Here is a 12,857-nt window from a genome sequence, read left to right as displayed (position 1 = left end):
GGGCAGCGTTTGAAACCTCTGGGCAGATTATTCCTGGATCACGTCGGCACCCTTGGGGATGTCGAACTTGAACTTGGACGCCGGCACCGGCTCGTTGGCCTTGACCCCGGAGAACAGGATATCGGTGCGCTGGCCGACGCTGTCGATCAGGCGCATGTTGTTGATCACACCGTTACCAAATGACAGGTTCAGGCTGTCGAACAGCGTGTCCTTGGACTTGGGCTTGAGAGTGAACTCGATCACGTTGCTGGTTTGCTTGGAGGTGATCTCGAAGCTGTCGTTGATCTTCGACACATCACCGGACAACAGCAAGGCCGGGGTCTGGTTCAGGCGCGGGTCGAGCTTCTTGATGGTCGCCTGTTCCAGGTCCGGGTCCCACAGGGTGACTTTCTGGCCGTCGGAGACGATGGTCTGCTCGGACTTGCCTTCGGTGTGCCAGTAGAACAGGCCCGGGCGCTGCACGGCCATTTCGCCTTCGGTCTGCTGCAGCTGGGTGCCACCGGCATCCAGGGTCAGTTGCGAGAAGCGCGCGGTCAGGGTCTTGGATTTGTCCAACAGGTTGGTCAGGCTGGCGACGGAAGCCGGGTCGGCATGGGCCGAAACAGCGGTCAGGGCCAGGGCCGGCAACAACAGCATGCGGATAAGACGCATGGGAGTCCTCATTGAATGGTCAGGACGCGCCGCGTGCTGCCACGCGGCGCGGGATCAGTCGCGCATCTGCCCGGGGGCAATGACTTCGCGCGAACCGTTGGTGTTCATTGCGGTGACGACGCCGGCCATTTCCATGGCTTCGATCATGCGGGCGGCGCGGTTGTAGCCGATCTTCAGTTTGCGCTGTACCGCAGAGATCGAGGCACGACGGCTTTCCAGCACAAACGCCACGGCTTCGTCATACAGGGCATCGGTTTCGGCATCGTCTTCACCGCCACCGCCACCGTTTTCAAAGCCGCTGCCGGCCTCTTCGACGCCGTTGAGGATGTCGTCGTTGTATTCCGGCGCGCCACGCAGCTTCCAGGCTTCCACCACGCGGTGTACTTCATCGTCGGACACGAACGCGCCGTGAACCCGAATCGGCAGGCTGGTGCCGGGCGGCATGTAGAGCATGTCACCGTGGCCCAGCAATTGTTCGGCGCCACCCTGGTCGATGATGGTCCGCGAGTCGATCTTGCTCGACACCTGGAACGCCATGCGCGTCGGGATGTTGGCCTTGATCAGGCCGGTGATCACGTCCACCGATGGCCGCTGGGTGGCGAGAATCAGGTGGATACCGGCCGCACGGGCCTTCTGGGCGATACGTGCGATCAGCTCTTCGACCTTCTTGCCGACGATCATCATCATGTCGGCAAATTCGTCGACCACCACCACGATGGTCGGCAGCTTGGTCAGTTTCGGCGCTTCGTCGTGGATGCTTTCACGCTTGTACAACGGGTCATCGATGGTCTCGCCGCGCTCGTGGGCTTCCTTGATCTTGGCGTTGAAGCCCGACAGGTTACGCACGCCCATCTTCGCCATCAGCTTGTAGCGACGCTCCATCTCGGCGACGCTCCAGCGCAGAGCGTTGGCGGCGTCCTTCATGTCGGTGACCACCGGGCACAGCAGGTGCGGAATGCCTTCGTAGATCGACAGTTCCAGCATCTTCGGGTCGATCATGATCAGCTTGGCGTCTTCCGGGCCGGACTTGAACAGGATCGACAGGATCATCGCGTTCACACCCACCGACTTACCGGAACCGGTGGTACCGGCCACCAGCAGGTGAGGCATTTTCGCCAGGTCAGTGATCACCGGCTTGCCGCCGATGTCGTGGCCCAGGGCCAGGGTGACCGGCGACTTGAAGTTGTCGTATTCAGGCGTCGACAGCACTTCGGAGAAGCGCACGATCTGGCGGTCTTCGTTGGGAATCTCGATACCCACGGTGGTCTTGCCGGGAATCACTTCCACCACACGCACGCTGGTCACGGCCAGGGAGCGAGCCAAGTCCTTTGCCAGGTTGGCAATACGGCTGACCTTCACGCCAGCGGCCGGCTGGATTTCGTAGCGGGTAATCACCGGGCCGGGATGGATCGAGTCCACCGACACTTCGACGCCAAACTCCTTGAGCTTGATTTCCAGCAGGTGGCCGACAGCCGCCAGGGATTCCGGGGAATAGTTGAGTTGTTTCTTTTCAGCCGGGTCGAGGATCGAGATCGGCGGCAAGGTGCCTTCGACGGCGCTGTCGACAAACAACGGCGCCTGCTTCTCTTTCTGCACGCGATGGCTCGGCTCGGGGGCCTTGGGCGGCGCGGGGGCGATAACGGGCGGCACCTGTTTCTCGCGGTCCGACATGTGCTTGCTCAGGGCCTGCTCGCGCTCGATAAGGCGCTCCTTGACCTTGGCCTGCTCACGACGGTCCGGCGTGCTCGGGGCAACCACCTCGTTGACGCGGGTGTCGACCTCACGCAACTGGGCCACCATGCGCTTGCGGTCCACCCGGGCGGCCCACCAGCGGTTGGCGGCGCCCTGGAACAGCTCCAGCAGGTCGAGGGTGATCTTGCCGGTCACGTCCATCACCTTGAACCATGACAGGTCGGTGAACACCGTGAGGCCGAACAGGAACAGCGCGATGAACATCAGGGTGCTGCCCTGGATATTCAGGGTCCTGCGCGCCAGGTCGCCGAGGCTTTCGCCCAGCGCACCGCCAGCGCCCGCCGGCAGGCCGGTGGGTGCATGAAAATGGATATGGGCCAGTGCCGCGCCGGACAGCACCAGGAACACCAGGCCGATCAGGCGCCAGGAGAACAGCCAGCCGCTCCACTGCCACGGCTCATGGCGCTGACGGAAGATCTGCCAGGTCTTGATCGCCAGCAACAAGGGGAAGATGTACGCAAAATAACCCAGCACCATGAACAGGATATCGGCGCTGTAGGAACCGGCAGGCCCGCCGAAGTTCTGCACGTCTTCGATCTTGCTGTTGTGGCTCCAGCCCGGATCGTCCTTTCCATAGGTGAGCAAGGCCATCATCAGGAACAGGCACAGCGCGCCGATTGCGATCAGCGCACCTTCCTTGAGTCGATAATGCAGGTGCTGGCGCCAGGCCGGCACGACTGCTGCTTTGGGTGTTGCGGCGGATTTCTTCAAAACGGGTCTATTCCTGCGCCATTAGCGCGTCCATCTGTTGAATGACTGCACATGACTGCCCAATCCGAGCAGCTGAAAAATGAACGAATGTCGTTGAATCTACTTTTAACACCGGATAACGGCTAGGTGAAATGGCGATAACGCCACAATGGCCGCATTGTACGGGTTTGTGCCACCGATGCCACGCCCTTGCCCCCTACCCATCAGCATAGACAATTGAGTTGTCATAACGCGATCAATTTGAGCATGCATTGTCTTTGCTGACAAAGGCTTATGAGCTGTTTTTGCCAATCCGGAGCAGCTTGGCAAATGGCCTGCATGGCCCAGACCCGATTACGACCGCGACAGTCACCCAGAGTTGCAGAAACACCTGCTCACGCTAATCCGTGCCGACACCCGATTCGGGCTGGCCCCACAGCGCCGCGTCGACAATAATCAGCACTCGTGCGGCAGTTGCCCTACCTGCCACTCCCCTCCCCTTCCGTAAGCCTGGATGCCATGCTGACCTGGTTGCAACGCGACTCCCTGACTTTCCCGCCACTGGCCAAGGCCATGCGCGAACCCAATGGCCTGCTGGCCGCCGGTGGCGACCTGTCGGCCGAGCGACTGATCCAGGCCTACCGGCATGGCTGCTTTCCGTGGTTCTCGGAGGGCCAGCCGATCCTCTGGTGGTCGCCAGACCCGCGCACCGTGATCTTCCCCGACGAGCTGCACGTCTCGCGCAGCCTCGCAAAATTGCTGCGCCAGCAGCGCTATACCGTGACCTTCGACCAGGATTTCGCCGCCGTCATCCAGGCCTGCGCCGCGCCGCGCGCCTACGCCGACAGCACCTGGATCACCGAAGGTATCCAGGGCGCCTACCTGGAGCTGCACCACCGCGGCTACGCGCATTCCGTGGAAGTGTGGGATGCGGGCCAACTGGTGGGCGGCCTGTACGGCCTGGCGATGGGGCAACTGTTCTTTGGCGAATCCATGTTCAGTCGCGCCGACAACGCGTCGAAATTCGGCTTCGCCACACTCACCCGGCAACTACAAGCCTGGGGTTTCGTCCTGATCGACTGCCAGATGCCCAATGACCACTTGCACAGCCTCGGCGCCCGGGCCATACCGCGTGACGTATTTGCCGGCTTCCTGCGCGATCACCTGGACCAAACCAGCTCTGGACCGTGGGTTTCCTAGGCGACTTGCGCGCACCTGGCTTACACTTATTTCAAAGCTTATCCCGAGGGTTGATCATGACCGAGCTGGCGCGGTTGAAGTTCTATGCCACTCAAGCCCACTCTTGCAGCTATCTGCCCGACGAGCAGGCCACGACGCTGTTCCTCGATCCCAGCCAGCCGATGGACGTGCATGTGTATGCCGACCTTTCCGAGATGGGCTTTCGGCGCAGCGGCGATCACCTGTACCGCCCGCATTGCCAGAACTGCAATGCCTGCGTGCCGGCGCGCATTCCGGTGGCGCAATTCCTGCCGGACCGCAATCAGAAGCGCATCCTCAAGCGAAACGCCGACCTGACGGTAACCGCCACTAAACCGCGGTTCAGCGAAGAATATTTCGACCTTTACCAGCGCTACATCGAACAGCGCCACGCCGACGGCGATATGTTTCCACCGAGCCGCGACCAGTTTTCGACGTTCCTGGTGCGCGACCTGCCGTTTTCGCGATTTTATGAGTTTCGACTCGATGGCCGCCTGCTGGCCGTCGCGGTCACCGATTTGCTGCCCAACGGTCTTTCGGCGGTTTATACCTTCTATGAGCCCGCCGAAGAGCGCCGCAGCCTCGGGCGCTTTGCCATCCTATGGCAAATCGGCGAAGCCCTGCGCCTGGAACTGGAAGCGGTGTACCTCGGCTACTGGATCAAAAACTGCAAAAAGATGAACTACAAGACCCAATATCGGCCCATTGAACTGCTGATTAATCAAAGATGGGTCGTGCTTAACTAGAACCCCTTGGCTTAAACACCCTTTTTCGGGCACAATGCACGCCGCTTTTGCCTGGCGCAGTTGCACCGGGCCATTCACTGGATACCGAGGGCTTTACTGCATGTCGAAAGAAGACAGCTTCGAAATGGAAGGCACTGTCGTCGACACCCTGCCCAACACCATGTTTCGTGTGGAGTTGGAAAATGGGCACGTCGTAACCGCGCATATCTCCGGCAAGATGCGCAAGAACTACATTCGTATTCTTACCGGTGACAAAGTGCGCGTCGAGCTGACGCCCTATGACTTGAGCAAAGGGCGCATCACTTACCGCGCTCGCTAAGCAAGTCAATACAAAACGCCCGGTTATGCCGGGCGTTTTTGTGTGTGCGCTATTTATCAAGCACCTCTCCCCTGTAGGAGCCCGGCTTGCCGGCGATGGCGACCATGAGGCAGGCGCCGATCTTGCGGGCCTCATCGCCGGCAAGCCGGACTCCTACAGGGCGCGCGGCGTATTCGAGACAGCAAAAAGGCGCCTTTCGGCGCCTTTTGCTTTATTGCAGTCAGCTATCAGGCCATTTCAGCCGTGGTTTCGAACTCGAAGGTCAGCTCGCCGTCCTTCAGGTCGATGTGCACCACGCCACCATGGTCGGACAACTCGCCGAACAGGATCTCTTCGGCCAATGGCCGTTTGATCTTGTCCTGGATCAGACGCGCCATTGGGCGAGCGCCCATTGCCGCATCGTAACCGCCTTCGGCCAGCCAACTGCGTGCCGCATCTGTCACTTCCAACTGCACGCGCTTGTCTTCCAACTGCGCCTGGAGCTCGGTAAGGAACTTGTCCACCACGCTTTTGATGACCTCATGGCTGAGGCGACCAAACTGGATAATGGTGTCCAGACGGTTGCGGAACTCCGGCGTAAAGCTCTTCTTGATCACTTCCATGGCATCGGACGAGTGATCCTGATGACTGAAGCCGATCGAAGCCCGGGCGGCCGTTTCGGCACCGGCGTTGGTGGTCATGATCACGATCACGTTGCGGAAGTCCGCCTTGCGCCCGTTGTTGTCGGTCAGGGTCCCGTGGTCCATCACCTGCAACAGCAGATTGAAGACTTCCGGGTGGGCCTTCTCGATTTCATCGAGCAGCAACACGCAATGCGGCTGCTTGGTAATGGCTTCGGTCAACAGGCCGCCCTGGTCGAAACCGACATAGCCCGGAGGCGCACCGATCAGGCGCGACACGGTGTGACGCTCCATGTATTCGGACATGTCGAAACGCACCAGCTCGATCCCCATGGCCTTGGCCAATTGCCGCGCTGCTTCGGTCTTGCCGACGCCGGTCGGGCCTGCGAACAGGAACGAACCCACTGGTTTGTCCGGCGACTTGAGGCCTGCACGGGACAGCTTGATGGCGGTGGACAACGAGTCAATCGCCGCATCCTGGCCAAACACGGTCAGTTTCAGGTCGCGCTCGAGGTTACGCAGCAGCTCCTTGTCGGAACTGGTGACGTGTTTTGGCGGAATCCGCGCGATCTTCGCCACGATGTCCTCGACTTGAGGCACGTCGATACGTTTCACACGCTTCTCGACCGGCTGCAGGCGCTGGTAGGCACCCGCCTCGTCGATCACGTCGATGGCCTTGTCCGGCATGTGCCGGTCGTTGATGTAGCGCGACGCCAACTCTGCCGCCGAACGCAGGGCTTCATCGGTGTACTCGATGCCGTGGTGCGCTTCGAAGCGCCCTTTCAGGCCGCGCAGAATGCCAATGGTGTCTTCAACCGAAGGCTCGGACACGTCGACTTTCTGGAAGCGGCGCGCCAGGGCACGGTCTTTTTCGAAGATGCCGCGGAATTCCTGGAACGTGGTCGAGCCGATGCAGCGGATATCACCCGACGACAGCAGCGGCTTGAGCAGGTTGGAGGCGTCCATCACCCCACCGGATGCCGCACCGGCACCAATGATGGTGTGGATCTCATCAATGAACAGAATGGCCTGCGGACGTTTTTTCAGCTCACCGAGCAGCGCCTTGAAGCGCTTCTCGAAATCGCCACGGTACTTGGTCCCGGCGAGCAACGCGCCCAGGTCCAGGGAGTAGACGACACTGTTGGCCAGCAGGTCCGGCACCTGGTTGTCGACGATGCGCTTGGCCAGGCCTTCGGCAATCGCGGTTTTACCCACGCCCGCCTCACCCACCAGCAACGGGTTGTTCTTGCGACGACGCGCGAGGATCTGCGCTACACGCTCAACCTCATTCTCACGCCCCACCAGCGGATCGATCCGCCCCTGGCGCGCCAGTTCATTGAGGTTGCTGGCATAGGCATCCAGTGGATTGCCCGAAGAAGAAGACTCACCGCCCTCGTCGTCCTGCATATCCTGCTCACCCTCGGAATGATCGCCGTGCCCGGGCACCTTGGAGATACCGTGGGCGATGTAGTTGACGACATCGATACGGGCAACGCTCTGCTGCTTGAGCAGGAACACTGCCTGGCTTTCCTGTTCGCTGAAGATCGCCACAAGCACGTTGGCGCCTGTGACTTCTCGCTTGCCGGAGCTCTGCACATGGAACACGGCACGTTGAAGCACCCGCTGGAAGCCCAGGGTCGGCTGGGTTTCACGGTCTTCATCGTGAACGGGGATCAGTGGCGTAGTGGAGTCGATAAACTCCTGCAGGTCATGCTTGAGTTTGTCGAGGTTGGCGCCGCACGCACGTAAAACGGTGGCGGCAGCTTCGTTATCCAAAAGTGCCAACAGCAGGTGTTCGACGGTCATGAATTCATGACGTTTCGAACGAGCCTCCTTGAAGGCAAGATTGAGGGTGACTTCGAGCTCGCGGTTTAACATAGCTTCACCTCATACCCAAGTGGTCGGCGTTAACCGTCCTTCTCGATTTCACAGAGTAGCGGATGCTGGCTTTCCCTGGCGTACTGGTTGACCTGCATGGCCTTTGTCTCGGCGATGTCGCGGGTAAACACTCCACATACTGCCCGTCCTTCTGTGTGAACGGCCAGCATTACCTTGGTCGCCAACTCGCGGTTCAGGTTAAAAAACACCTCGAGCACTTCGACGACGAAATCCATCGGTGTGTAGTCATCATTGAACAAAACCACCTTGTACATCGGCGGCGCCTGCAGGGCGGGCTTGGCCTCCTGAACAGCAATGCCTGCAGAACCGTCGTCGTCATGTTCCTGATCCGGGCGATCCTGATTGAATGTTAGTCGAATCTGGCTGTTTGCATGCATGGAAAGAAAGGTTCGTCAGTGGTTCAAATACAGTGGTGGGGGCGACCTGTCAGAATTTCAACTCTGACCGACTGGTCGCCTTGACTATCGGTGAAACGGTGTTACAACCAATAGAACCCACAGTGGGTAAAAAAGGTCCGCGCAGTCAACCTTATTTATTCGGGTTAGGACGGATAAACTGGATGATACTCCAGCGATGGAGTCTGGTGCAGAGGGATATGGGCATGACTAGCGGTAAGGTCAAGTGGTTCAACAATGCCAAGGGTTACGGCTTCATCATTGAAGACGGCAAGGAAGAAGACCTTTTTGCGCATTACTCAGCGATTATCATGGATGGCTATAAAACACTGAAGGCGGGGCAGCCGGTCTCCTTTGACATCATTCAGGGACCCAAAGGCATGCACGCCGTGAATATCAGTGCGCCAGTCACCATCGGCACAGCAACAAATGGCACCGCTCAAAAAACAGAAAAGCAATTGGCCTGATTGGCCACTGAGCAAACGCCCAATAAAAAACCGGCCATTCCGCCTCGACGGTATGGCCGGTTTTTTATGCCCAGGCGCTTACATATGCGAAATCAGCGCATCACCAAAGCCCGACGATGACACCAACTTGGCGCCCTCCATCAAGCGCTCGAAGTCATAGGTCACGGTCTTGGCCGAAATCGCGCCATTGGTGCCCTTGATGATCAAGTCGGCAGCCTCAGTCCAGCCCATGTGACGCAGCATCATTTCTGCAGACAGGATCAGCGAACCCGGGTTGACCTGGTCTTTGCCCGCGTATTTCGGCGCAGTCCCGTGGGTTGCCTCGAACATGGCCACGGTGTCAGACAGGTTGGCCCCCGGCGCAATACCAATCCCACCCACCTCTGCCGCCAGCGCGTCAGACAGGTAGTCGCCGTTAAGGTTAAGCGTGGCGATCACATCATACTCAGCCGGGCGCAACAGGATCTGCTGAAGCATGGCATCGGCAATCGCATCCTTGACCACCACGTTCTTGCCGGTCTTCGGGTTCTTGAACTGCATCCACGGGCCGCCATCCAGCAGCGTCGCACCAAATTCCTCAGCCGCCACTTCGTAGGCCCACTCTTTGAAGGCCCCCTCGGTGAACTTCATGATGTTGCCTTTGTGCACGATGGTCAGCGAGTCGCGGTCGTTATCCACCACATACTGCAGGGCTTTGCGCGCGAGACGCTTGGTGCCCTCCTTCGAAACCGGCTTCACGCCAATCCCGCAATCCTGGTCAAAGCGGATCTTGGTAACACCCATTTCTTCCTTCAGGAACTTGATGACCTTATTGGCTTCCGGCGAGCCGGCCTTCCACTCGATACCGGCGTAAATGTCTTCGGAGTTTTCACGGAAGATGGTCATGTCGACATCGCCAGGCTTCTTGACCGGGCTCGGCACGCCTTCAAACCAGCGCACCGGACGCAGGCACACGTACAGGTCGAGCTGTTGGCGCAAAGCCACGTTCAGCGAGCGGATGCCGCCACCGACGGGCGTGGTCAGTGGGCCCTTGATGGACACCACGTAATCCTTCACAGCATCCAGGGTTTCCTGGGGCAGCCAGGTGTCCTGGTCGTAGACTTGAGTGGCCTTTTCGCCGGCATACACCTCCATCCAGGAGATTTTGCGCTTGCCGCCGTAGGCCTTTTCAACAGCTGCATCGACCACCTTGATCATCACCGGGCTGATGTCGACGCCAATACCGTCGCCTTCTATATAAGGGATGATCGGTTTGTCAGGAACATTGAGAGAATGGTCTGCATTGACGGTGATTTTGTCGCCGACTGCCGGAACCTGAATCTTCTTGTATCCCATGCTGAACTCCATCTATGGATTGAACATCTGGCTGCGTTCGAGCCTACTCCAGATAAATGGCGACTGAAACCTCGCGCCATGCTCATTTGCATCGAAAACAGCACACTTAGTGGCCTACAAGCCTGAAAGAAACGGGAAAAGCGCCAATCTTGAGCACATTGTGTGACTTCTGACGCCATCCGTCCCCTGCGACCTTTAGACCAATGGACGACACACCTTTTGTATGAAGGCTCGGCGTAAGCATAGCGACCTATGTATAATGCCGCCGCTGACCCAAGAGTCACGACAGCTGACCGCTCTAGACAGTAGCCTTCAGCCAGAAAGCAGGACTATTACAATAGTCCAAACGCTTGACGCTCGACTGATGCAACCCAACATCACCGCGAAGAAACCTCGACATTTCGCTCATGGATGACTTTGAACGAACGCGCTCCACCCGGCGCATCTCGAGTTTCTGCGCACGCTTTCAGCAAAGAAGAGAGTTAATCCGAATATGCCCACCCGCTCGAAGATCATCTACACCTTCACCGACGAAGCCCCAGCCCTCGCCACCTATTCACTGCTGCCTATCGTAGAGGCCTTCACCGCTTCCGCTGATATTGCTGTGGAAACCCGCGACATCTCCCTCGCCGGGCGCATCCTCGCAAGCTTCCCCGAGCAACTGGGCGCCAAGGCTATCCCGGACCACCTCGCTGAACTCGGCGACCTGGCCGTTACGCCTGAAGCCAACATCATCAAGCTGCCTAACATCAGCGCCTCGACCCCACAGCTGCAAGCTGCGATCAAGGAACTGCAGGCCCTGGGCTACGCCCTGCCGGACTACCCGGAAACCGTAACCACCGACGCGGAAAAAGAAACCCGTGCACGTTACGACAAGGTCAAGGGCAGCGCCGTGAACCCGGTACTGCGCGAAGGCAACTCTGACCGCCGCGCACCGCTGTCGGTCAAGAACTACGCACGCAAGCACCCGCACAAGATGGGCGCCTGGGCCGCTGACTCCAAGTCGCACATCGCGCACATGAACAACGGCGACTTCTACGGCAGCGAAAAAGCCGTACAGATCGAAGCCGCTGACGCTGTCAAAATCGAGCTGATCGCTCAAGACGGCACCGCGACCGTCCTGAAAGAAAAGACCTCGGTACAAGCTGGCGAAATCATCGACACCGCCGTGCTGAGCAAGAAAGCCCTGCGCAGCTTCATCGCCGCCGAAATCGAAGACGCCAAGAAACAAGGCGTTCTGCTGTCGGTCCACCTGAAAGCCACCATGATGAAGGTCTCCGACCCGATCATGTTCGGCCAGATCGTTGCCGAGTTCTACAAAGACGCCCTGACCAAGCACGCTGTCGTGCTGGAGCAGATCGGCTTCAACCTGAACAACGGCATCGGCGACCTGTACGCTCGCATCAAGGCCCTGCCGGCTGACCAGCAAGCGCAGATCGAAGCTGACATCCAGGCGGTCTACGCCGCTCGCCCTTCCCTGGCGATGGTCAACTCCGACAAAGGCATCACCAACCTGCACGTGCCGAGCGACGTCATCGTCGACGCCTCGATGCCAGCCATGATCCGTGACTCCGGCAAGATGTGGGGCACCGACGGCCAGCTGCACGACACCAAGGCCGTGATCCCGGATCGCTGCTATGCCACCATTTACCAGGCGGTCATCGAAGACTGCAAGGCCAATGGCGCCTTCGATCCAACCACCATGGGCAGCGTGCCAAACGTTGGCCTGATGGCGAAGAAAGCCGAAGAGTACGGCTCCCACGACAAGACCTTCCAGATCAAGGCTGACGGCGTTGTCCGCGTCACCGACAGCAAGGGTACCCTGCTGATGGAACAGGCTGTTGAAGCCGGCGACATCTTCCGCATGTGCCAGACCAAAGACGCGCCGATCCAGGACTGGGTCAAACTGGCCGTCAACCGTGCTCGCGCCAGCAACACCCCGGCCATCTTCTGGCTGGACCCCAAGCGTGCACATGACGGCGTCGTGGTCGAGAAAGTTCAGGCCTACCTGAAAGACCACAACACCGAAGGCCTGGACATCCGCATCATGTCGCCGGTCGACGCGATGAAGTTCACCCTGGAGCGCACCCGCAAGGGGCTGGACACCATCTCGGTGACCGGTAACGTGCTGCGTGACTACCTGACCGACCTGTTCCCGATCATGGAACTGGGCACCAGCGCCAAGATGCTGTCCATCGTGCCGCTGATGAACGGCGGCGGCCTGTTCGAAACCGGCGCCGGTGGTTCGGCTCCGAAACACGTGCAGCAACTGGTGGAAGAGAACTTCCTGCGCTGGGATTCCCTGGGCGAGTTCCTGGCCCTGGCTGCTTCCCTTGAGCATTTGGGTGTGAACTACAACAACCCGAAAGCCCTGGTTCTGTCCAAGACCCTGGACCAGGCGACTGGCCTGTTCCTGGACAACAACAAGTCGCCATCGCGTAAAGTCGGCAACATCGACAACCGCGGCAGCCACTTCTACCTGGCGCTGTACTGGGCACAAGCCCTGGCTGCCCAGACCGAAGACACTGCACTGCAAGCGCAGTTCGGCGAACTGGCCAAGACCCTGACCGAGAACGAAGCAACCATCGTTGCCGAACTCAACGCCGTACAGGGCAAGCCAGTGGACATCGGCGGCTATTACGCGCCGAACCCGGAGCTGACCAGCAAAGCCATGCGCCCAAGCAACACCCTCAACGCGGCCATTGCCAAGTTGAAGTAAGGTTGTAAGGATGCAAAGAAGCCCCGGCCCCGTGCCGGGGTTTCTG

Annotated in this window: 10 protein-coding genes; 5 read left to right on the top strand and 5 right to left on the bottom strand. The window is 59.3% G+C overall.

Annotated elements, in window-relative coordinates; genetic code table 11:
• Positions 1 to 27: 27 nt before the first annotated feature.
• Positions 28 to 651, bottom strand: coding sequence for an outer membrane lipoprotein chaperone LolA (lolA, locus tag HX792_RS07620; RefSeq protein ID WP_176995486.1), 624 nt, complete (start codon positions 649 to 651; stop codon positions 28 to 30).
• 54 nt (positions 652 to 705) lie between these two features.
• Entirely contained in the window at positions 706 to 3,114 is a 2,409-nt protein-coding gene (locus HX792_RS07615; protein ID WP_176995485.1) for a DNA translocase FtsK, read from the bottom strand.
• A gap of 498 nt (positions 3,115 to 3,612) precedes the next feature.
• On the opposite strand from HX792_RS07615, the gene aat reads away from it, so the two are divergent.
• From aat to infA, 3 genes are all read left to right on the top strand, one after another.
• On the top strand, positions 3,613 to 4,293 hold the full coding sequence (aat, locus tag HX792_RS07610) for a leucyl/phenylalanyl-tRNA--protein transferase (protein WP_176995484.1): 681 nt from the start codon (positions 3,613 to 3,615) through the stop codon (positions 4,291 to 4,293).
• Positions 4,294 to 4,349: 56 nt separating this feature from the next.
• Positions 4,350 to 5,057: an arginyltransferase gene (locus HX792_RS07605; protein ID WP_176995483.1), complete on the top strand. Its 708-nt coding sequence runs from the start codon at positions 4,350 to 4,352 to the stop codon at positions 5,055 to 5,057.
• 100 nt (positions 5,058 to 5,157) lie between these two features.
• Positions 5,158 to 5,376, top strand: coding sequence for a translation initiation factor IF-1 (gene infA / locus HX792_RS07600; RefSeq protein WP_002553999.1), 219 nt, complete (start codon positions 5,158 to 5,160; stop codon positions 5,374 to 5,376).
• A 227-nt stretch (positions 5,377 to 5,603) separates the two neighbouring features.
• Here infA and clpA read toward each other — a convergent pair whose 3' ends face one another.
• Both clpA and clpS read right to left on the bottom strand, forming a co-directional pair.
• Complete coding sequence (clpA, locus tag HX792_RS07595; RefSeq protein WP_176995482.1) at positions 5,604 to 7,874, bottom strand: ATP-dependent Clp protease ATP-binding subunit ClpA; 2,271 nt, start codon at positions 7,872 to 7,874, stop codon at positions 5,604 to 5,606.
• Positions 7,875 to 7,903: 29 nt separating this feature from the next.
• A complete protein-coding gene (gene clpS, locus HX792_RS07590; RefSeq protein WP_005789091.1) occupies positions 7,904 to 8,272 on the bottom strand; it encodes an ATP-dependent Clp protease adapter ClpS in 369 nt (122 codons plus the stop codon).
• A gap of 218 nt (positions 8,273 to 8,490) precedes the next feature.
• On the opposite strand from clpS, the gene cspD reads away from it, so the two are divergent.
• The gene (gene cspD, locus HX792_RS07585; protein WP_305729639.1) at positions 8,491 to 8,757 is read left to right on the top strand and encodes a cold shock domain-containing protein CspD; all 267 of its coding nucleotides are present in this window, start codon (positions 8,491 to 8,493) and stop codon (positions 8,755 to 8,757) included.
• A 78-nt stretch (positions 8,758 to 8,835) separates the two neighbouring features.
• Here the strand turns inward: cspD and icd are convergent, their stop codons facing one another.
• The gene (gene icd / locus HX792_RS07580) at positions 8,836 to 10,092 is read right to left on the bottom strand and encodes an NADP-dependent isocitrate dehydrogenase (protein ID WP_176995480.1); all 1,257 of its coding nucleotides are present in this window, start codon (positions 10,090 to 10,092) and stop codon (positions 8,836 to 8,838) included.
• A gap of 493 nt (positions 10,093 to 10,585) precedes the next feature.
• Between icd and HX792_RS07575 the strand changes: the two genes are divergently transcribed.
• Complete coding sequence (locus HX792_RS07575; RefSeq protein ID WP_176995479.1) at positions 10,586 to 12,811, top strand: NADP-dependent isocitrate dehydrogenase; 2,226 nt, start codon at positions 10,586 to 10,588, stop codon at positions 12,809 to 12,811.
• Positions 12,812 to 12,857 lie beyond the last annotated feature (46 nt).

Source organism: Pseudomonas sp. B6002 (assembly GCF_013385985.1).
Lineage (GTDB): Bacteria > Pseudomonadota > Gammaproteobacteria > Pseudomonadales > Pseudomonadaceae > Aquipseudomonas.
This window is presented reverse-complemented; position numbering and strand designations above follow the sequence as displayed.